The organism is Legionella tunisiensis, assembly GCF_000308315.1.
Lineage (GTDB): Bacteria > Pseudomonadota > Gammaproteobacteria > Legionellales > Legionellaceae > Tatlockia > Tatlockia tunisiensis.
Genome location: NZ_CALJ01000046.1, coordinates 27246 through 46971, shown reverse-complemented (window position 1 = coordinate 46971; position 19726 = coordinate 27246). Strand labels below are relative to the sequence as shown.

Below are 19726 nucleotides of genomic sequence, written 5' to 3'. Positions count from 1 at the left end.
AACACTGATTATACATTATTAATTCTTTCCGGCAAGCAAAAATCGAATAGATAATTATCTTTTTGTTTAAATTATAAACTCTTAGAGACCCTCTTGACCGGCTTAATGAAAGCCAAAAATTTGTAACTTATTAAATAAGTTACAAATTTTCGCAAAGAGCACCGCTTACTCATTTAAACAGTAAAATGGGATAAACCTAATGTCTCTTCGCTAAAAAGTTAAGGAGGTGTTGCCTTTCCTAAATTAAAAACGATTATTGCGAAAATCATCTAAAGCCTGCATCACTTCATCTTGTGTATTCATAACAAAGGGGCCAAGCCTGGCAACAGGCTCTTTCAGTTTTTTGCTGCAATTAGCAAGCACCGACTATCTTTATCACCGCTTTGTAACAGCAATGACTCCCCTGTACTTAATATTGCTAATACGCCTTGCTTAACCACTTGTCCTTGAATAATTACTTCGCCTGATAAGACAAAAAGCATGGCCTGATGGGTAGCAGGGATATGTTGCTGCAATCGCTGCTGACGCGGAAGAGTAATATCAAAAAACAGCGGCAAGGTCGCAATACCACTGATTGGCGAAGAAGTTCCTTGAACAGTCTTCCCTGCAATAACTTTAATCGTTATACCCGAGCGATGTTGTTCTATGGGAAGTTGTATGGCGGTATATTCTTGGTAGTGTGGCGCAGACCATTTGCGCTCAGCAGGCAAATTAAGCCACAATTGCAAGCCCGTTAAGCGGCCACTTTGCTGTCTGGGCATCTCTGAATGAATAATGCCTCGTCCAGCAGTCATCCACTGTACATCACCTGGGCCAATTATTCCTTGATGTCCCTGATTATCCTTGTGAGCCATTTGTCCATGCAACATATAAGTGATTGTCTCAAAACCTCGATGAGGATGTTCTGGAAAACCAGCAACATAATCCATTGCTTCGTCGCTATCAAAAAATCAAACAATAAGATAGGTTCATAATTACTCTGTCTATCCGCGCCAATATAGCGCTGAAGTTTGACTCCGGCCCCCTTCTCTCATTAAGGTGCCAGTAAGTAACTGTTCAATTTCTATGTTATTCATAGGTTTAACTCACAGAGAAGTAGAAAAATAAGCATAGTTGAAAATAATCAATTTGCCCATGCTATTATTTGCCCTATAACAAAGCATAGTAAAATTAGCCATCCACCTGAATGGAAATAACCACTTAATGAATGATAGAAAAAGAGAGATACGTAATACTTGTCTCGAATTACAAAGAATATGGTAGAATGGCAAAAATTTATTCTATGGGGTGAAGCATGTTTCACTTAAAGTTAATATTGGCTATTGTCGTTTACTTTGGAGTTGTCCTCTGTGGACATGCTAGTGAAGTTGTCTTAAAAGATCTTAACGGCAAGCATATTTCTTTTTCCAGTTTGAAAGGTAAATGGGTCTTTATTAATTACTGGGCCAGTTGGTGTAATCCTTGCCTGGATGAAATAGCCGAATTTAATCGTTTTTATCGTAATAAGAAAAATAAGGTCGCTCTCTTCGCGGTTAACTATGACATGCTGTCTGTAGAAAAACAGTTGAATTTGATTAAGCAATACAATATTCGCTACCCAAGCTTGCAACATAATCCGGCAAGAGAACTTCATTTAGGTAATATTCGTGGCGTGCCAGTAACTTTTGTTTTTAATCCACAGGGGCAGTTAAGTCACACCTTGTATGGCGGGCAAACCTTAGCAAGCCTGAATAGTATTATTAAGAACTCTTAGCACGCTCAATTGCAGGGAATAAACGCGACTTTTGCGCCGTGGTTAAACGCACTTTTAACCGCCACTCTCCCTGCTCACAGGCCGCTTCACTGAGTACAGCGCCTAATTGGTACAATTGAGCGCGCAACTTTGCAGCACTGGCAGGAAGACAGATTTCCTCCTCAATAATGTCACCCTGCAATTGGATGGCAATAGCTTCGCGAAGCAAATCAAGGCCTACCCCTGTTTTTGCAGAAACCCAAACTTTATAGCCATCTTCTTGTTTATCCAGTTTCGGCTGCCAATCTTCTTGTTGATCAATTTTGTTAAAAACCTGAATAATGGGGATATCTTTTACCTCCAACTCGTCCAAGACCTGTTGGACAGCAAATACGGTATCCCGCCAATGAGGATCAGAAATATCAATCACATGCAGCAATAAATCAGCCTCTTGTGTTTCTTCAAGCGTGGCACGAAACGCTTCTATTAGGTGGTGAGGCAAATCACGGATAAAACCAACGGTATCCGTTAAAATAACAGAAGCTGCACCAGGTAACTCCAATTTACGCATTGTTGGGTCCAAAGTAGCAAATAGCTGATCCGCAACATAAATCTGTTCGCCCGTCAGAGCATTGAACAAAGTGGACTTGCCGGCGTTAGTATAACCAACCAGTGATACGGTAGGCATAGCAAGCTTACGTCTGGCACGGCGATTTTGCTCGCGGCTGCGTCTAACTTTTTCTAACCGTTTATGGATGGAACGAATACGTTCACGTAATAACCGTCTATCGGTTTCCAACTGGGTTTCCCCTGGCCCCCGTAGACCAATTCCGCCCTTTTGCCGCTCAAGGTGAGTCCAACCACGCACCAGACGGGTCGATAAATGCTGCAATTGCGCTAACTCAACCTGCAATTTCCCCTCAAAGGTCCGTGCCCGTTGCGCAAAAATATCCAGAATTAAACCGCTTCTATCCACTACACGACACTGAAACAAACGCTCCAGATTTCTCTCTTGTGAAGGTGAAAGTTCATGATTGACCAAAACAAGCTCTGCTTGATGCGCCTTTACCAATTGCTGAATTTCCTCGGCTTTCCCAAGACCAACATAATATTTGGCTTCAGGGGTTGCGCGTGTGCCAAGCACGCAAGCAAGGATTTCTGCTTGCGCCGAAACTGCTAATTCCTTAAATTCAGCTAATGCCGTTCCGGCATCAACGCCAGGAAGCGCTAATTGCACAAGAATAGCGCGCTCACCACCTTGCGGACGTTCAAACAACTGTATTTTCCGGTAAAAAGAAGGACATTTAGTCTGCCATATTTCCTTCTTCCTCACCAGCGGAAAAATTCACTAACCGTGAAGGAACTACGGTTGAAATGGCATGTTTGTATACCATTTGCGTCACCGAGTTTTTCAGCATCACAACATACTGATCGAAGGAATCAACGATACCATGTAATTTGATGCCGTTAACCAAAAAACAGACACGGGGATCTTTTCCTTGCGTAATGCATTTAAGAAAGGATCTTGCAGAAGATGATTTTTAGACATTGCCCACTCCTTATTATTATTTTCAGGCAACCACTTTCATTAGTATAGTCGTCATTTCATAATAAAACTTTAAGATTGGGAGCAATTATATTATTGCACTGCATCCTCCCTGGGTTTCGTTACTACAGAGTGACTTGTACATATAATGAGGATTGTCCGACTATAACTACATTAATCTACTGCACCATCAATAAGGAGGAATTTAAATGCCTAAATATTCCAGGGAAGAATTGCTAAAAATGGATCAGCCTTATGAACTCTTGGTTACTGATATTACCTCCATGTCGGCAAGTAGTGAGGGATTAATGCAATTATCGCGCAAAGAAAAACTCCATTTAGTGACGACAATGGTTTTGCAATGCCCGGTCAATGAACTTAATACCTTTAAATCTAAACTTCAAAGTTTAGAGCCAACCACTGCCATTCACGCTCTAACTATCCAGGCACTGCAAGTACGCACACTTATTGAGGCCTTGATTAATCCCGCCACGACGCAATCTCACACACTGCTTTTAGAAAATTTTAATGCTGACCTGTTTAATCAGTTTCAACGTTTAAGTCATACCTTGGTTAATCAACATGCTACTTTGCTGGCTACTTCTTTAGTGGACAGTCTACCCCAAGAGCAGGAACATGAATTAATCACTAAACTGCGGTCAGCATTTTCCAACACGCAATTTTTGGTAACAATAGGGCAAGCTTTACTATTAAAACGACAACTCGAGTTATTAAAAGGGGAAACACCTTATGAACTATTAAAAAGCCCTGAGTTCAATATTGATTTGTTCCATAAATTCCATGTGTTAGTAACTCATCACTTAACATCAAAGACAGAAAGAATTGCTCAAAAATTAGCCGAAGCACCACGAGAGGACCTTTCCAAAATTGGCAGACAGTTAGAAGGATTAGCAAGACTGAGTCATGATTCAACTGACTTATATAGAGAAATAAGTTCTTTCTTTAGTGGATTTGCTGAAAATCGTCGCCAAGAGATAGCTACTGCACCTGTTTCTATCGGAATCAGTGCTAACAATATCTACGCAGAAGGAGCTCGGCGAGAAAATCGAACTCAGCCAAGCACTGGTACGGAAATCATTCACTCCGAGTCATTGTTCTCGCCTTTTACGCCATTTCAGTAGAACAACTCGTCTTATCGATGCTCTTGCCTTGCAGAGCATCTCTATTTTTATCGAAAAATGTGGTACCATATTGCACAATTAGTTTAACGAACGCTAAATCGACTATGAGAAATGTATTTATTGCGTTGCTAACAGTTCTGTTTCTTCCTGTTGCTGGGCTCATTAGCTTTGCGCTAATGGCTCTTATGTTTGCAGGCCTATTTATCTTTTCACCATTGCTTGTTTTAGGCGGTACCATTCTATCAAGCTCCTATCTTTCGGAAAAAATCACTGACTGGCTTTTCCCGACAGCTCTTGTATCTATGGAGTTACTGAAAAAAGAGGAAATACTCCTGTATTTACTTCACTTGGTTTAACACTACTGTTCCTTCCCTTAACAGCCCTACCAGTGGCCACAATAGGGACCGCTCTTATAACCTTGTGCCTTGTATTAGCAATTCCTGTATTGGCTTGCTATGGTGCTTTTAGCTCGGCATACACGATTGTTAATACCATCTCTCCTGAGCCTATTGTTGACGATCCGGTTAAGCATAGCTACCACCATTTTGCCTCAACACAAGAAGAACTTCTTTATAAACCGTCTGGGAAATCTCTTAAACACGCCAAGGAAGAAGAGCCCTCATCCCCTTATTCAAGGGGCTTAAATTTTTTTGCTCCCTTGTTGAAATGTTTACGCTCTCTTGGGAATCGTACAGATTCGAGAGAAACGGACTATTATCAAAATACCCAGAGTACGGTGCCTTCACCTCAGAGCAATTCAAGAGACTGATTAAAAATAACATCCAGATAATGCCCTTGCTTCTTTGAGATATTTCTTACAAATCACCCAGCAAATTCCACCATGACATCCTCTCAACGCGCGCTATACTTGATCACATAAGGGATGACATGGACAAGTCTGACAGGATGTCGATTAAAGGGACCCGCACAATGGACGTGCTTCGCCGCAAGGATGCGGCTTTTTTATTCTATCTTACCTCTTACCTTACAGATTATTGATTCTCTCTCCCTCTTTCTCTCAATTAACAACAGGTCTAAATCATGGCAAAAAAACTTGTAGGAGAAGTCGCTGTGTTCACCACCGCATCAAAAAGTACAATGAATTAATTTACAGACTAAAAAGCAGATTGATCAATATCATTTTCATAGCCTGAGAGTAATATTTGCCAGTGAACCCTAAGCTGAGGTGAATGAACGATACTTGTGTTTGATAATTTCTCAATGGAATGTTTTAGTCTTTGCAAATTATTTTTTTCCATGCTTGCCCCTTCCTAAGTCTGCTCTTATCAAAATCAATTAGATAAACACCTGATTTTGAAATTAAAATGTTATGACAATTTAAATCGGCATGATAAACACCATAATTATGGAATTGGCGAATAAGGCGACCTACTTCAAACCATAATTTCTCATTAGGTACTACTAAATGTTGGGCAAAAGACTCGGCATGAGGAACACGCTCAATAATAATTTCAGCGTGATACCAACAACAGGCTACTTTGCGGTAGGCGGCAGCAATCGGCCTAGGGACGTTGAGGCCTGCCTGATGAAGTTTGGTTAGAAGACGAAATTCACGAAAAGCTCGAACGAAACAATGATTAAGAAAAAAATGGGCCCTCTTGGTAACATGTACCACTAATCCGCCACGGCCATAAAGACGTAAAACCCAGTCACCTTCTGGCCTGGCAATAAACCACGCCATACCTCTTCCACCGGCAACTATTGGCAAAGCATCCTTACCCCAAAAAGAGGGCTGAAACCAATGGGAATTTATTTTATCGACAAACTCCTCACACACTAGTATTTTAGCGTTAGATTGATTAATCACTAAGGGATCGACGCACCGCACATTAATCATTGGCAAACATTTATAAGTGAAGCATACTGATTTTGGCCATCATGATTGCACCTTAACTCGAGCAAGTAAATATTTTAAATACAGTGTTTGCACTTGCCTAATCAATAGAAATAAGCGATAAGAGCATTCTTTTCATAACTTGTTGTCTGAATAAGCAATGAAGCCTGTCAATATTTTATGCATTAAATGGGGGCAGAAATACAGTGCAAACTATGTGAATGTTCTGTATTCAATGGTTAAGCGCAATCTAAGGCGCCCTTTTCGCTTTGTTTGCTTAACTGATGATAGCCGTGATATTCGTCAAGAAGTAGAAATAAAACCAATTCCTCTGGTCGGTTTTTCTGATTTTGATCAACGAAAAGAATGGACCTTACAACATGGTTGGTTAAAATTAACCTGTTTTACCAACCCACTCTATGACCTGGAAGGAGACACCTTATTTCTTGATTTAGATCTTGTTATCGTAGGTCATTTAGATGATTTTTTACAGTTGAAGGGGATTTTTTAGTTATCAAGGAATGGGATAAGGCAGATGGAACCGGGAATACCTCTGTATTCAGATTCACTATAGGTAAACACTCAGATCTCTTGGAGTCCCTGCAAAGTAATACATATAACGCACTTAAGAGAGTACGCAACGAACAAGAGTATTGCACGCATTTTATTGCAAACCAAGGCAAATTAGATTATTGGCCAACCGGATGGTGTCAAAGCTTTAAGCGTCATTGCCTTCCGTCATTTCCAGGTAATCTTTATCGACCAGCACAATTGCCAAAAGAAGCAAAAGTGATTGTTTTTCATGGGAAACCGAATCCACATGAAGCAATTCTTGGCAAAAGCGGCAAATGGTATCGTAAGGTACTACCGGTTAACTGGATTGAAGAATATTGGCATTAGACCTCTACGGTGCCGCTCGAATCCTCATGTACTGGCATGTAGACTGCGGTTCTGCCCGCCATTCCTCCTCGCTCTGCCGCGAGTTTCGAAAGCAGTCTATTGATGGATACTGACAGGAAGTTAACAATCTTCCTCTGAGAGTTTCCAACGCCGGTGGGACCATAACCATTGTTCCGGATGAGTCAAAATAAGCTTTTCCAAGACCTGATTGTAATTCCGTGTGTTATGATAAATAGCCTCTTCTTTCGTCGCAGATTGCGTCCACTCAACTTGGGGATAAAACGCTATTACATGCTGGCCACTCGCTAAACGATAGCAGACTAGAGGTACAACTGGTGCTCCGGTACGCTGCGCCAATGCGGCCAAACTGCGATAGGTCCCCGCTTTTCTACCAAAAAATTCAACTGCAATTCCTTGCTTGTTATGAGTGGCGGCATGTTGATCCATAGCAAAAAGTACTGCATCGTTTGCCGCAAGCGCTCCTCGCGCTCTTCTGAGGGCGCCTTTTTTGTCAATAACATGTAAACCCGCGCTACGATATCGTTGAAACAAAATAGTCTGGAAAAATTTATTTTTATTCTTTTACGAATAAAGTGAAATCTCCCCTTAAAATCTCTTATAGACGGCAATCCAATGACAGATGAAAATTCCCAACTTCCCAAATGACAAGTAAGTAAGAGAACCCCTTTTCCTTTCTCCGTTGCTTGCAATAAATGTTCTGCCCCCCTGAATTTTAATCCTCCGCTGTAATTGCTCATTACTTTTAAAATACATAAGAAAAACGTCCTTAATGGACATTGCCAAATGAGAGTAAAAGGCCAAGATTAAAGATTTTTTTCATGCGGGGTTAAGTTATATTCAAATGCCAAATCTATATTTTGCTTAATAATTTTTTTCTAAAAGGAAGGCAATAATAAAAAAAACGGCCAACCACGTTGACAGGTAATTGACTTAGTTCCTTTTGTGTTTCTGCCATTGTTAGCGTTCCAATATTCAAAGTAAACAGCCCAAGTTGTAGTCTTGAGAGTTTACTTATCAAGAACTATTCTTGAGGAGGATCCCTATAACTTCCAGCGATTATAAGACCAAATCCACTGCTCCGGGTTACACATGATTATCCGTTCCAAAGCGTGGTTATAAGCCAGGGTATTATAGTAGACCGCTTCTCTTTTTATCATGGTGATCCTGCCATTTTATTTCAGGATAAAATTCGGTTACATGCCGGCTATTTTTGAGGCGATAAAAAGCCACAGGGACAATAGATGCGTTTGTAGATCGTGCCAGAATGGCAAGACTGCTATAATGAGCCGCTTTGTGGCCAAAGCTCTGCGTACCTTGCGCATGGCACCGCTATTTCTGATCATACAAATACCCGCTTTTTCACCCCGCTGAAATAAAAGTCTTTCCATAAACTTATTTTTAAGGTTTTGCGAACACAGTGGATTCGTTTATTAAACGTTTTTAGGGCTGGAAATGATATAAGTGGAGCAACTTCCCAATTACCAACATGGGCGCTAAGAAGCAGTATCCCTTTTCCCCGAGCTGAAGCAGCTAAAAAATACTCCAGGCCTCGTATCTCAGCCTGCTTTTGCATGCGCTTCATTGGCATAAAAGGAAAAAAAGTATTTCCTTCAAAGTAAGAAAAAATGCGAATAATAAGCCATTGCAAAGCGCTTTTTTCCTTTTTCCCCATACCTTCCTGAAATACTAAGTCAATGTTTTTTAACACCACATCCTTTTTATAAGGCAAAAAATAATAAAGAAATCGACCCGCCCAACTTACAGATAATTGATTTAATTTATTTTCTATTTCAATCATTCTCTGCCCTTAACCTTATTATTTTTCAGCGTTGCACAGTCATTTTTAGTGTAATTTGCATGAAGTCATTTCTTAGATGCTAAGAGTTTCTTTAAAAAAGCAACCTGCCGATGCCAACTCCATAAAGGCACTGCAGGATATCCTGCCATCTTTGCTCCTGGCTCAACATTTTTGACTACCAAACTTTTTGCAAAAATCGTTGCACCATCACCTACCTTTAAATGGCCAATAATGCCGACCTGTCCAGCCAAGGTCACGAATTTGCCCAACTCTGTGCTGCCAGCAACGCCAACCTGAGCGACTAAAACAGAACCTTTACCTACTTTTACATTGTGTCCAATTTGCACCAGATTATCGATTCTACATTGATCTTCAATCACCGTATCATTGAGAGAACCACGATCAATACAGGTATTGGCTCCTATTTCAACATCATCTCCGATAATCACCCGGCCCAAATGCGGGATCTTATAGTGCCCTTCTCTATCGCTGGCAAAACCAAACCCATCCTGGCCGATCCTTGCTCCGGGATAAATAATCGTTTTATTTCCTATGATAGCATTTGAAATACTGACATTATTTTCAATAAGACATTCTTGACCGATTACAACCCCATCTCCAATATAGGTGTTTACACCTATTTTTGAACCTTTACCAATAACTGCTTGCTCACCAATGTAAGCACCAGATTCAACGATACACTCTGCACCAATAATGGCAGTAGAAGAAATAAAGGCCTTCTCCGAGATAAACCCTTGCTTTTCATAACTGGGTAAATAAAGCACCTGTGCAATCAAAGCATAGGCTTTGTAAGGGTTCTCATGCACAAGTAAGCGCATATTCTTTGGCGCTAAAGCAACATAAGCAGGCGAAATAATACACGCCCCAGCTGCAGAGTTTTTCAAAGCATGCACGTATTTTTTATGGTGCAACACACAAAGCTGCGTTTCATTTGCTTCGCTCAGTGAGGCTAATCCTTGTACTAAAAAAGAGAATCGTCAGCTTGAATATTAAAAAGCTGTGCGCCGGAGATTGTTGCTAACTCCTTAAGACTTAAAGGATTACAATCCCCATCCAATTTTTTACATCTCATAGACTAATTCTCTTTTAAGCGAGTGAACTTAAATTGCTTAACCGTATCAACGGTAAATTCCACGATTGGCATTGCGCAAAAATTGCAGCAAATAATCAATATGCTCATTATTAGGTAGCTCTTGTTCCATGACCTCAATTGCTTCGCTTAAATGCAACCCCGAGTGGTAAAGAATTTTATAGGCACGTTGTATTTGTATACGCTCTTCCGACGTAAAATCATTGCGCCGCAAACGAGTAAAATTAACACCATAGAATTTTGCGGGATTGCCTTTTACTAAGGCATAAGGAGGTACATCCTTTGCTATCATGCTATTAGCCCCGATCATAGCCAAACGCCCAAGTTTGACAAATTGATGAATGCCGCTTAACGCGCCAATGGTCACCCAGTTTTCAATGATAACGTGGCCGCCAATGCCTGCTGCATGAGCTAAAACGTTATGCGCACCTATTTGCACATCATGAGCCACATGCACATAAGACATAATCAAATTATTGTTACCGATACGGGTTTCGCCGCCACCACCCTTTGTTCCGCGACTAACTGTAGCGTATTCACGAATGATATTGTCATCACCGATAGTAAGTTTGCTCTTTTCCCCGTTAAATTTAAGATCTTGAGGAATATTACCGACTATTGCACCATGATAAATTTGATTTCGCTTACCAATAGCAGTCCAACCTTCGATGACTACATGTGCACCAATAATTGTACCTTCATCGATACTGACATGATCACCGATAATTGTGTAAGGACCGATCTCAACATTTGTCGCAATATGTGCATGACGTGAAACAAGCGCTGTTGGGTGAATGTTAGGGTACATAACCACGACATTATCACGATGATGTGCCTGATCTAACGGACTCATAAGCACGGCGTCACCTCCTTTGCAACTCTACATTTCACCCAGAAAGGCAAAAAATTATTAATAGAAACTCAGAAATTTTGTCATTATTATTTTATCAAAGAAGTAGAACATGGCTCGATTGAATCAAGCCATGCTTATTTAAGATTAACAAAAATAGCTAAGTTTTATAAAAAGACTTCTTATCATAAAATGCTGATTTATATGTATTTTATTTGCATTATTGGGATGTGAATAAGCATCAGAGTTTAACTGAGGCAAGTATTGCTCTGAGCCAATACCTCCTTCGATTTGGAAAATAGTGTTATTGGGCATATCAAAATTGCCTGCAACGGATAAATTACCTGCTAAAACTGGTGCGATCCAAACGTTAGAATCCGTTCTTTGATTAAAACGATAAGTCCCGTTTTGCGGCAAAGCACCAATATTGAAATCAGTTATCAACGTTTCACGCCACTCATTAGTATAAGCACCAACCAGCAAGGAAGCTGAAACATCGCCACCAAGACTTATATAACGGTTAAAAACCATCGTCCACCCATACCAATACGTGGCCCGATTCCATAATATTTGGCTTCATAATTGATTCCATCTCTAAGGGGAAAAGGACCGCCAAACGCATCAACATTACCTGCGTAAACTGCATCAAACCGTTTTGTGAAATAGGCCGCCTTAATACCAAAAAATCGAGAGAATTGAATGTTTTGGTAATTTTCCGCATTAAACAATCGGCGAGTAATTAAATCGCCTGTCTGGTAAGTGAATTTTGTATTAACTGAAGCTACGGCAGCACCTGTTAAATCTTGAGCGCCAAAATTAGCAATTTGGGATAAGGTATTAATGAGTGTCCCGCCTGCAGTATTGTAGACATTCCTTTGCCCTCTGGTAGATAAATAGGCATAACTTAAAACGACATCATTGAATGGGTTAAAGCGATAACCCACACTTGCACCAATACCCCAATTGGAATCATTGTCAGGGAAATGGGTTTTTATATAAGTGGTATTATTCCCGCTGCCAATTGTTTTTGCCAGATATAATTTACGGATACCCTCATCGTTAATAGCACCGTAGAAAGGGGTCACGCTAAAAGCATATCCCGGAGGAGCTGGTTCCTTTTCTATATTTCCAACTGTCCCAGCATACAAATTTGTAGTATTTAGCGCAGTTAAAAGCAACACCAACGTGCTTAACTTACTGTACATATCTGATTTACTCCTTTAATTCAGTCAAAATAATTAGTCTAGATTCCTGGAAAGCCTACGCATCATAGCAGTTTTTTTCCTATTCAATACGGTTTTCCATAAGTTTTTTAGTACAAGCGTTACAATATGGCTGTTAAAAATTAACATTATGCAACGCTAAATGATTAGATTCATTTTTTGTTATTTGGAAGTTATGTTATGGCGCTTCCCAAAAGAGTTAGCAAGAAGAGGAAACGTGATGCAACTTAGTTATTCACCACCAATAGAAAGTATCGATGCAGTTATAACTTGGGTTGATGGTATCGAGCCGGCCTATCAAGAGAAATTGTCACATTATTTATCACAAAATACCGTTCATTCTGAAGCAAGCGCAAAAACTCGATTCCATCAGATCGGCGAACTTGAATATTGTATTACCTCGTTATTTCGTTTTGCGCCATGGTTAAGAACTATATATATCGTTACTGATAACCAAATTCCCCCTTTACTAAGCAAACTTGCTGGAACTTGTTACGAGCATAAAGTTCGTTTGATTGATCACAAAGTTATTTTCTCAGGATTTGATAATTTCTTACCTACCTTTAACAGCCGAACCATTGAAACATTACTTTGGCGTATACCTGAACTATCGGAAAAATTTCTTTATCTTAACGATGATTTTGTTCTAGTAAAACCAGTTTTACCCAAAGATTTTTTCAAAATAGTCATGTCGTGTTACGGGGTAGATGGAAAAAATTTCATTCGCAAAAATTGTCTCATCGCATCCGTGCTAAAATTAGAACTTTTAGGAAAGCAATCCTGTCTAATGAATTGATATTTCCTAAGCACCGACTTGCACAGGAGACTAGTGCTCGATTAATCGGCTATGAAAATTATTTTTTTATCTCTATCATAATCCACATAGCCTGCGTCGCTCGACATTAGCCAATTATTTTACTTTACACCGTGAGCAGTTAAAGAATAATCTATGCTTTCGTTTCCGTTCTGCTGAACAATTTGTTATGACATCACTTGCCGCTCATCTTGCAATTAAAGCGAAGGAAGCTGTCATTGATAATCAATTAGATTGTTTACAATTGAAGCTCGACCTTGAATCACCTCGCAAAGTAAAGCAGCACATCCGTCGGGCTGATAGGAATATAAATTTAGCCTTTGTCTGTCTACAAAGTCTCGATAGGACACCTTTGTTAGTAAAAGATATTATTTTTGCCTGGTTGAATAGAAGAATTGGTTCTCTTGACTCCTTCCTAACAGAAAAGCAAAGAAGCACTGACTCTATATGTTAACAGCTGAACCAATTGATGCAGTTATAACCTGGGTTGATGGTCAAGATCCCCACCATGCAGAGAAGCTAGCAAATTATCTTGCTATGGCAGGTTTTAATAGAATACCAACAGCCGCAGCCCAAACAAGATTTAATGAGTCTGGTGAAGTAGATTACTGTGTACTTTCTTTATTGCGCTTTGCTCCCTGGATAAGAACCATTTTTATCGTTACTGATGCGCAAACTCCAAATATAGTAAAGCATCTAAGAAACAGCCCTTTTAGTGATAAAATTAGATTGATTGATCATCAGGAGATATTTGGTGAGTTTGGAGATAGCTTGCCAACCTTTAATAGTCTGAGCATTGAATCGGTATTATGGCGCATTCCAGGGCTCGCGGATAACTTTCTCTATCTCAATGATGATTTTTTATTATTCGTTCAGTTAAACCGGAAGATTTTTTCGTGGTAATTATCTGGTCTTACGCGGTAAGTGGAAGACGCAAGCAGGAAAAGGATGGCCTGCTTTTTGAAAAAAGTATCCCTCAATTAGCTTCGCGCGGCGGACATAGAGCACGACAAGAAATAACTGCACAGCTAGTTGGTTGGAGTAGATATTATTATTACCTCCCTCACTTGCCGCACCCCATAAGGAAATCAACCTTAGCGGATTTTTTAGTCAAAACCCCCAATTATTAACTCATAATGTCAAGTTTGTACTGCGTGATAATCAACAATTTTGGCCTATATCCTTGGCTCAACATTTGGAAATTAAACAGGAAAGAGTGTTTTTTGATAAAAAACTGCAAGGAATAACCCTTAATGTAGCTCGTCATCCACTCCTAAAATTACGTTACAAATTAGCCATCGCAGATAAAAAAGCTAATATCGCCTTTTTATGCATCCAAAGTCTGGATGCAGGTAATGAGGAAACAAAAAATTGTTATTTAATTGGTTAGATAAAAGGATTCAATAGCATACTGTTTTGCAAAGGCATTGCTCACTGATGTATTACCAATGCAGTGGGATAAGCAAATTGCAATTTTACGCAATTCTATCAATCAGTTACTACACATCAATATTTTCGGCATCCAAAGCATTGCTTTCGATAAAATCACGTCGTGGCTCAACGTTATCACCCATTAATGTAGTAAAGATTTCATCAGCAGCAACAGCATCTTCCACACTAACTTGTAGCATACGTCTAACTTCAGGATCCATAGTTGTTTCCCAAAGTTGTTCTGGGTTCATTTCTCCAAGACCTTTGTATCGTTGTATCGTTTGCCCTCGTTTCGCTTCATCCATTAACCAATTAATAACTTCTTCAAAAGATTCTACTGCTTTTGTTCGTTCACCGCGTTTGACCAAAGCACCTTCTTCAATCAGCGATGATAGTTTTGTACCCAAGCTAGCAATTTCTCTGTAATCCTTCGAGAAAAAGAACTCCGTATTTAGCTGAATCGGATTGACCATACCGTGTTGAGTAACCATTACGCGAGGGATGTAGTAACCATTTTCGTTATTATGAATCACATCAACAGCATATTGGTGAGTTTTGCTGCCTAGCTGCTGTAAGCCCGTATGTAGTTGCTTTGCCCAATTACTAATAATGTCCTGATTGTTAAAATTATCATGCTGCAATGCAGGTAAATAAAGTATTCTCTTGAGAATTTCAGTGCTGTAACGTCTTGCATGGCGTTTTATGATTTTCTCAACCCGTCTATATTGGCTAACTAACTCTTCCAAAGCATGAGCTGAGATTGCAGGGATATCTTTACCAGGGAAAAACTCAGCGCCATCTAATGCTGCCTGTGTTAAGTATTCAAATAGGGCATCATCATCTTTGACATACTGCTCCTGCTTACCGCGCTTTACTTTATATAAGGGAGGTTGGGCAATATAAATGTAGCCACGTTCGACTAGTTCTGGTGTTTGGCGATAGAAAAAGGTCAATAATAAAGTACGAATATGTGCACCATCCACATCGGCATCAGTCATAATAATAATACGATGATAGCGAATTTTATCCGGATCATACTCATCAGGACCTATGCCACAACCTAAAGCGGTGATGAGTGTAGCGACCTCTTGTGAAGAAAGCATTTTATCAAAGCGCGCCTTCTCAACGTTAAGGATTTTACCTTTAAGCGGCAGGATTGCTTGAAACTTCCGATCCCGACCTTGTTTTGCAGAACCACCCGCAGAATCTCCCTCAACGATATATAATTCAGAGAGAGCGGGATCTTTTTCCTGACAATCAGCTAATTTCCCTGGTAACCCGGCGATATCAAGTGCGCCTTTACGTCTGGTCATTTCGCGGGCGCGACGTGCTGCTTCACGTGCTCTTGCAGCATCAATGATTTTACCAACAATCGACTTGGCAATAGCTGGGTTTTCTAAAAGAAAGTCGTTTAATTTTTCGGCTACCAACGATTCTACTGCCGCTTTCACCTCAGACGAAACCAGTTTATCTTTAGTTTGTGATGAAAATTTTGGATCAGGGACTTTGACGGACAATACAGCGGTTAGACCTTCACGGGCATCATCCCCTGTAGTGGTTATTTTAGCCTTTTTGGCAAACCCTTCATTCTCTATGTAGGTATTAAGGGTTCGGGTTAATGCAGCTCGGAAGCCCGCCAGATGCGTACCGCCATCGCGTTGAGGAATATTGTTGGTGAAACAAAAAATAGTTTCCTGAAATGAGTCATTCCATTGCAGTGAAAGCTCCACACTAATATTATCTTTCACTCCGCTTAGTGAGAAAACGATTGGCATAATAGGTGTTTTATTACGATTCAGATGCTCAACAAAGGCTTGAATTCCACCTTCATAGCGGAAAGTATCCTGTTTTTGAGTGCGTTCATCATAGAGGTAAATGCAGACGCCAGAATTAAGGAAAGAGAGCTCTCGTAAGCGCTTCGCAAGTATATCGTAGTGGAACTCAATGTTGGTAAAGGTGTTAGCACTTGGTTTAAACCAAACTTGTGTACCTGTTGATGTTGCGTCCCCTGTCACTGACAGAGGTGCATCAGGCACCCCATTGCGGTAGTGTTGCTCGTGCAGCTTGCCATTGCGACGAATGGATAGATGTAACTCTTCTGAAAGTGCATTAACAACTGACACCCCTACTCCATGAAGTCCACCAGAAACCTTATAAGAATTATCATCAAATTTTCCACCTGCGTGTAAAATTGTCATGATAACTTCCGCAGCTGAGCGGCCTTCTTCTTTATGAATATCAACCGGAATTCCACGACCATCATCTTTAACGGTGATTGATTCATCGGAATGAATCGTTACACGAATTTCCTTACAATAGCCGGCCAGGGCCTCATCGATGGAGTTATCTACCACCTCAAAGACCATATGATGCAAACCAGTACCATCGTCGGTATCACCTATATACATACCAGGACGTTTTCTAACTGCATCCAGGCCTTTTAAAACTTTGATATTCGACGAATCGTAACTGGCGTCAACGCTCATAAAGATCCTCTTTACCTATAGCTGTAACAAATGGGACATTGTACCACTACTTAAGGCTTTTTTATATGATTCATCGTGTCATACTTCTTTAGAGAAGGGGGTTTGTAGTTTTGTTGTTTCACGTGAAACAGTTACCAACTAATTATTCCCTTCATCAAGGTAAGTTTTATTAAATCCCCAATCCATTCTCTGACCTTTCTTTTGGAATACATTGATTGGGAGTGGTTGGTGCACTTGCTACACTAAAGAATGAATCCGTGCATGGTAATGGCGAAGGAAGTTCCCTTAAGGTAGGTAAAGCTAATGTTGTCATTGCATTCTCGACAAAGCTTGTAATATTGTTGGTTAGTATAGTTAAGCTAGTTTTTTCAATAGTGTGGTAAGGATGATTTGGATCATCCTTATAGCGATTAAGTAAATTAAGCTTCATTTTGTTATCGTGAAAAACTTTAACTGTTAGTCCACTTTTAGTTTTGTCATGCAATAAATTTGCTATGCCTGTGCCGAGGGGCAAGTTATCAACGCCTGCAAACCAGTGCCCGTAAGAATCTAAAACAAGACCATTGCCCCACGTTGCAACTTCATCAAGTGCACTTCCTTCAGCACGAGCTAACACAACAAATTCATGGTTTAACCGTGTACCGGGAATTTCCAGCATTACATTTTCGGCTTTAGGACCCTTATTAACCCCATAAAGACTCATTAATGCTAAACTAACAAGTGTTGCATGTTCTTGGCACCCTTTTAGCCCCTGTTTAAAGCAGTTCATTACGCACAATACGAGGGCCTCATAGGTAGAAATTTTCTGTATTGCTTCATTAATATTGTTGAGTAGTTCGTCCCGTTCCTTAGCTAAATTAGCGCTTCTGTAGTTAGACGGTAATTTTTTGCCCGTACTAAGAATTGCTTGTTGGGCTTCTGCTACTGCGGATGAAAGTTTTTTCGAAATACTTAACGCTAATGGTTGATGCAACAAATAGATTTTTCTTCTTGCTTCACTATTCTCGTTGACAAGTTTTTCCTCAAGAAACTTAAACAGTTCTTTTATTGTTTCTATATCGATGCTCATTAGTTCCACGAATCGGTTAATTTATTGGAACCGGCTATTCTGCCTTAAATTTCTTGCTATGTGAAATGACCGTTTTCAATAAATAACGTTTTGTGATCAACAAGATTTTTGCGAAATGAAGACTGTCAACATGAATGCTTGTTATAAAGAATTGACCGTGTGTGTTTCTTATTAGCTCAAATAAATTACTGATATGGCTTTGATCTAATTCTGATGAAATATCATCGCAAAGATAAAGACAACCTTTCGTTATTAATTTTGCCTGTGCTAATTTTAATGCAAAAAGAATTATTTTTTGTTGCCCACGAGATAAATATTGTTTTGCATGAAAATCCTCGCAATTGACTATCAGATCAGCCTGGTGTGCACCATATTGGGTAAACTGTCTATGTAGGTCACTTTCATGATTATCAGCCAATATTGCAGACAGGCTCTTACCGCTCTCACGTCTATCCCACCCTTTATAGTAAGTTAGTGTGGCTTTATTATCCGTTAGCTGACTAAGTAAATTTTGAAACTCTTTGTTAAGCAAAACAAAATATTGTTGGCGCAACTCATTTAGCTGCTCGGAGAGCGCTATCAACATGTTGTCCCAGGGTACTAGTTGTTTTTTGGATGCAGCTTGTCTTAATAGGCTATTCCTTTGTTTTAGTGCTCGACGATAGTTTTTCCATAAAGGATGATAAGATTGTTTCACGTGAAACAATCCCCAATCCAATAAACTGCGGCGAACTGATGGACCTGCATCTATAATCTGAAAAATATCCTGATAAAAAACCTGGCAAGGCAAAAAATAAGCTAATTCACTACTACTCTGGCAAACGGCAGAATTAATACGTACTTGCGTTGGTAGAAGAAGAGACTTTTGTATGCTAATCGTTTGCTCATCGTTGGTTCTAGCAAAAACCGTCAAACAATCAGACGATTGCCGGACCAAAGGTGAAATTTCTCTTGTACGAAATGAATGACCACTTCCTAACAAGTAGACAGCCTCTAAAAACGAGGTTTTACCACTACCATTTGCACCAAGAACAATATTAAGATGTGGGTGAAGATCCAAACGTGCAGATTCAATATTACGAAGATTTTTGATCTGCAAATGAGTAAGACTCATAATTTCATGGGCATGATAATATATTGATAATGTTCATCCTGAACAGACTCAACCAAAATACTACTATCAGTAGTCGACATTGATAAACGTATCAATCCCTCTGGAACAATATTCAACACATCAAGAAGATAACCCGCATTAATCCCGATTTTTAATTCATTACCATCCGTGTGGGCTTCCAATGACTCCATCGCTTCTTCTTGTTCCTGATTATTCGAAATTAGAGTAAGAAGAGCCGGTTGCATATGCAACAACACCGCGCGAGATTTCTCATGAGCAAGAATAGCTATACGGGCAAGGGCTCTCTTCAGTACATCTCGGTCTAACAGTACAAATTTATCTTGTTCTTTAGGAATAGCCTTAGCATAAGGGGGGAAGCGAGCTTCAATTAATCTGGACTGAAACGTATATTCCTGAGTACATAATTTGAAATAATTTTTACCGGCGGCAATGCCTATTTGCTCATCAGATACATTGTTAAGCAACCGAAGCATTTCTTGAACACCCTTTTTTGGCAATAAAAACCGATGTTGCGAAACAATGGAGTCACAAGATAAACGACAAACAGCCATGCGATGACCATCCGTAGCAACAGCTGTAATTGTATTCCCATCTAACTCTAGAAGTAATCCAT

23 protein-coding genes and 3 pseudogenes are annotated in these 19726 nt (G+C 39.9%); 10 read left to right on the top strand and 16 right to left on the bottom strand.

Annotated features, from left to right (window positions below; translation table 11 throughout):
- Window positions 1–243 precede the first annotated feature (243 nt).
- Window positions 244–1076: pseudogene (locus tag BN58_RS21780) on the bottom strand (pirin family protein).
- 218 nt (window positions 1077–1294) lie between these two features.
- Between BN58_RS21780 and BN58_RS03570 the strand changes: the two are divergent.
- Window positions 1295–1753 (top strand): TlpA family protein disulfide reductase, encoded by a 459-nt coding sequence (locus BN58_RS03570; RefSeq protein ID WP_019215679.1) that lies wholly within the window; start codon window positions 1295–1297, stop codon window positions 1751–1753.
- Here the strand turns inward: BN58_RS03570 and hflX are convergent.
- Complete coding sequence (gene hflX, locus BN58_RS03565) at window positions 1740–3008, bottom strand: ribosome rescue GTPase HflX (RefSeq protein WP_019215678.1); 1269 nt, start codon at window positions 3006–3008, stop codon at window positions 1740–1742. The two genes, BN58_RS03570 and hflX, sit on opposite strands and share 14 nt — an antisense overlap.
- A 28-nt stretch (window positions 3009–3036) precedes the next feature.
- Window positions 3037–3281, bottom strand: a pseudogene (gene hfq / locus BN58_RS21775) (RNA chaperone Hfq).
- 206 nt (window positions 3282–3487) lie between these two features.
- On the opposite strand from hfq, the gene BN58_RS03555 reads away from it, so the two are divergent.
- The 3 genes from BN58_RS03555 to BN58_RS03545 all read left to right on the top strand — a co-directional run bounded on the left by BN58_RS03555 (window position 3488) and on the right by BN58_RS03545 (window position 5189).
- Window positions 3488–4420, top strand: a complete 933-nt coding sequence (locus BN58_RS03555) for a hypothetical protein (protein WP_019215676.1) — start codon at window positions 3488–3490, stop codon at window positions 4418–4420.
- A gap of 104 nt (window positions 4421–4524) precedes the next feature.
- The gene (locus BN58_RS30490; protein WP_156812339.1) at window positions 4525–4776 is read left to right on the top strand and encodes a hypothetical protein; all 252 of its coding nucleotides are present in this window, start codon (window positions 4525–4527) and stop codon (window positions 4774–4776) included.
- 62 nt (window positions 4777–4838) lie between these two features.
- Window positions 4839–5189, top strand: coding sequence for a hypothetical protein (locus BN58_RS03545; protein WP_019215674.1), 351 nt, complete (start codon window positions 4839–4841; stop codon window positions 5187–5189).
- A 462-nt stretch (window positions 5190–5651) separates the two neighbouring features.
- On the opposite strand, the gene BN58_RS21770 is transcribed toward BN58_RS03545, so the two are convergent.
- Window positions 5652–6278 (bottom strand): 3-deoxy-D-manno-octulosonic acid kinase, encoded by a 627-nt coding sequence (locus tag BN58_RS21770; RefSeq protein ID WP_019215672.1) that lies wholly within the window; start codon window positions 6276–6278, stop codon window positions 5652–5654.
- A gap of 157 nt (window positions 6279–6435) precedes the next feature.
- On the opposite strand from BN58_RS21770, the gene BN58_RS31480 reads away from it, so the two are divergent.
- Both BN58_RS31480 and BN58_RS31475 read left to right on the top strand, forming a co-directional pair.
- Window positions 6436–6786, top strand: coding sequence for a hypothetical protein (locus BN58_RS31480; RefSeq protein ID WP_198009809.1), 351 nt, complete (start codon window positions 6436–6438; stop codon window positions 6784–6786).
- Between the two features lie 80 nt (window positions 6787–6866).
- Window positions 6867–7175 carry a hypothetical protein gene (locus BN58_RS31475; RefSeq protein ID WP_198009808.1) on the top strand — a complete coding sequence of 103 codons (309 nt, stop codon included), beginning with the start codon at window positions 6867–6869 and terminating at the stop codon, window positions 7173–7175.
- Between the two features lie 120 nt (window positions 7176–7295).
- Here the strand turns inward: BN58_RS31475 and BN58_RS32620 are convergent, their stop codons facing one another.
- The 8 genes and pseudogenes from BN58_RS32620 to BN58_RS03500 form a co-directional block, all read right to left on the bottom strand.
- Window positions 7296–7727: a lysophospholipid acyltransferase family protein gene (locus BN58_RS32620; protein WP_232220300.1), complete on the bottom strand. Its 432-nt coding sequence runs from the start codon at window positions 7725–7727 to the stop codon at window positions 7296–7298.
- A gap of 509 nt (window positions 7728–8236) precedes the next feature.
- Window positions 8237–8353, bottom strand: coding sequence for an LpxL/LpxP family acyltransferase (locus tag BN58_RS37460; protein ID WP_156812338.1), 117 nt, complete (start codon window positions 8351–8353; stop codon window positions 8237–8239).
- Window positions 8325–8486 (bottom strand): annotated as a pseudogene (locus BN58_RS37455) (lysophospholipid acyltransferase family protein); the annotation flags it as partial. The gene BN58_RS37460 and the pseudogene BN58_RS37455, both read right to left, overlap by 29 nt.
- Before the next feature lie 49 nt (window positions 8487–8535).
- Entirely contained in the window at window positions 8536–8994 is a 459-nt protein-coding gene (locus tag BN58_RS28050) for an LpxL/LpxP family acyltransferase (RefSeq protein WP_026069227.1), read from the bottom strand.
- A 65-nt stretch (window positions 8995–9059) separates the two neighbouring features.
- Complete coding sequence (gene lpxD / locus BN58_RS21750) at window positions 9060–9929, bottom strand: UDP-3-O-(3-hydroxymyristoyl)glucosamine N-acyltransferase (protein ID WP_019215669.1); 870 nt, start codon at window positions 9927–9929, stop codon at window positions 9060–9062.
- 204 nt (window positions 9930–10133) lie between these two features.
- Window positions 10134–10964 carry an acyl-ACP--UDP-N-acetylglucosamine O-acyltransferase gene (lpxA, locus tag BN58_RS03510; protein WP_026069226.1) on the bottom strand — a complete coding sequence of 277 codons (831 nt, stop codon included), beginning with the start codon at window positions 10962–10964 and terminating at the stop codon, window positions 10134–10136.
- 138 nt (window positions 10965–11102) lie between these two features.
- Window positions 11103–11486, bottom strand: a complete 384-nt coding sequence (locus BN58_RS03505; protein ID WP_156812337.1) for a hypothetical protein — start codon at window positions 11484–11486, stop codon at window positions 11103–11105.
- The gene (locus BN58_RS03500; protein ID WP_040916101.1) at window positions 11465–12160 is read right to left on the bottom strand and encodes an Lpg1974 family pore-forming outer membrane protein; all 696 of its coding nucleotides are present in this window, start codon (window positions 12158–12160) and stop codon (window positions 11465–11467) included. Before BN58_RS03500 ends, BN58_RS03505 begins: the two co-directional genes overlap by 22 nt.
- A 238-nt stretch (window positions 12161–12398) precedes the next feature.
- Here BN58_RS03500 and BN58_RS21745 point away from each other — a divergent pair, with 238 nt between their 5' ends.
- The 4 genes from BN58_RS21745 to BN58_RS28040 all read left to right on the top strand — a co-directional run bounded on the left by BN58_RS21745 (window position 12399) and on the right by BN58_RS28040 (window position 14382).
- Window positions 12399–12974: a stealth family protein gene (locus tag BN58_RS21745; RefSeq protein ID WP_026069223.1), complete on the top strand. Its 576-nt coding sequence runs from the start codon at window positions 12399–12401 to the stop codon at window positions 12972–12974.
- Window positions 12975–13161: 187 nt separating this feature from the next.
- Entirely contained in the window at window positions 13162–13446 is a 285-nt protein-coding gene (locus tag BN58_RS03490; protein ID WP_019215667.1) for a hypothetical protein, read from the top strand.
- On the top strand, window positions 13440–13895 hold the full coding sequence (locus BN58_RS28045) for a Stealth CR1 domain-containing protein (RefSeq protein WP_026069222.1): 456 nt from the start codon (window positions 13440–13442) through the stop codon (window positions 13893–13895). Before BN58_RS03490 ends, BN58_RS28045 begins: the two co-directional genes overlap by 7 nt.
- A gap of 280 nt (window positions 13896–14175) precedes the next feature.
- On the top strand, window positions 14176–14382 hold the full coding sequence (locus tag BN58_RS28040; protein WP_019215666.1) for a hypothetical protein: 207 nt from the start codon (window positions 14176–14178) through the stop codon (window positions 14380–14382).
- 109 nt (window positions 14383–14491) lie between these two features.
- Here the strand turns inward: BN58_RS28040 and gyrB are convergent, their stop codons facing one another.
- The 4 genes from gyrB to dnaN all read right to left on the bottom strand — a co-directional run bounded on the left by gyrB (window position 14492) and on the right by dnaN (window position 19694).
- A complete protein-coding gene (gene gyrB / locus BN58_RS03470) occupies window positions 14492–16909 on the bottom strand; it encodes a DNA topoisomerase (ATP-hydrolyzing) subunit B (protein ID WP_019215665.1) in 2418 nt (805 codons plus the stop codon).
- A gap of 169 nt (window positions 16910–17078) precedes the next feature.
- Complete coding sequence (locus BN58_RS03465) at window positions 17079–17978, bottom strand: hypothetical protein (protein WP_019215664.1); 900 nt, start codon at window positions 17976–17978, stop codon at window positions 17079–17081.
- Between the two features lie 34 nt (window positions 17979–18012).
- Window positions 18013–19092 (bottom strand): DNA replication/repair protein RecF, encoded by a 1080-nt coding sequence (gene recF, locus BN58_RS03460; RefSeq protein WP_019215663.1) that lies wholly within the window; start codon window positions 19090–19092, stop codon window positions 18013–18015.
- Window positions 19089–19694: a DNA polymerase III subunit beta gene (gene dnaN, locus BN58_RS32615; protein ID WP_232220301.1), complete on the bottom strand. Its 606-nt coding sequence runs from the start codon at window positions 19692–19694 to the stop codon at window positions 19089–19091. Before dnaN ends, recF begins: the two co-directional genes overlap by 4 nt.
- Window positions 19695–19726: the final 32 nt, after the last annotated feature.

Excerpts from the sequence above, each read along its gene's own strand:
- BN58_RS03570 (WP_019215679.1), top strand. The coding sequence starts at position 1,295 with ATGTTTCACTTAAAGTTAATATTGGCTATTGTCGTTTACTTTGGAGTT.
- BN58_RS03555 (WP_019215676.1), top strand. The coding sequence starts at position 3,488 with ATGCCTAAATATTCCAGGGAAGAATTGCTAAAAATGGATCAGCCTTAT.
- BN58_RS30490 (WP_156812339.1), top strand. The coding sequence starts at position 4,525 with ATGAGAAATGTATTTATTGCGTTGCTAACAGTTCTGTTTCTTCCTGTT.
- BN58_RS21770 (WP_019215672.1), bottom strand. The coding sequence starts at position 6,278 with ATGATTAATGTGCGGTGCGTCGATCCCTTAGTGATTAATCAATCTAAC.
- BN58_RS31480 (WP_198009809.1), top strand. The coding sequence starts at position 6,436 with ATGAAGCCTGTCAATATTTTATGCATTAAATGGGGGCAGAAATACAGT.
- BN58_RS37460 (WP_156812338.1), bottom strand. The coding sequence starts at position 8,353 with ATGATAAAAAGAGAAGCGGTCTACTATAATACCCTGGCTTATAACCAC.
- BN58_RS28050 (WP_026069227.1), bottom strand. The coding sequence starts at position 8,994 with ATGATTGAAATAGAAAATAAATTAAATCAATTATCTGTAAGTTGGGCG.
- BN58_RS03505 (WP_156812337.1), bottom strand. The coding sequence starts at position 11,486 with ATGGTTTTTAACCGTTATATAAGTCTTGGTGGCGATGTTTCAGCTTCC.
- BN58_RS03500 (WP_040916101.1), bottom strand. The coding sequence starts at position 12,160 with ATGTACAGTAAGTTAAGCACGTTGGTGTTGCTTTTAACTGCGCTAAAT.
- BN58_RS21745 (WP_026069223.1), top strand. The coding sequence starts at position 12,399 with ATGCAACTTAGTTATTCACCACCAATAGAAAGTATCGATGCAGTTATA.
- BN58_RS03490 (WP_019215667.1), top strand. The coding sequence starts at position 13,162 with ATGACATCACTTGCCGCTCATCTTGCAATTAAAGCGAAGGAAGCTGTC.
- BN58_RS28045 (WP_026069222.1), top strand. The coding sequence starts at position 13,440 with ATGTTAACAGCTGAACCAATTGATGCAGTTATAACCTGGGTTGATGGT.
- gyrB (WP_019215665.1), bottom strand. The coding sequence starts at position 16,909 with ATGAGCGTTGACGCCAGTTACGATTCGTCGAATATCAAAGTTTTAAAA.
- BN58_RS03465 (WP_019215664.1), bottom strand. The coding sequence starts at position 17,978 with ATGAGCATCGATATAGAAACAATAAAAGAACTGTTTAAGTTTCTTGAG.
- recF (WP_019215663.1), bottom strand. The coding sequence starts at position 19,092 with ATGAGTCTTACTCATTTGCAGATCAAAAATCTTCGTAATATTGAATCT.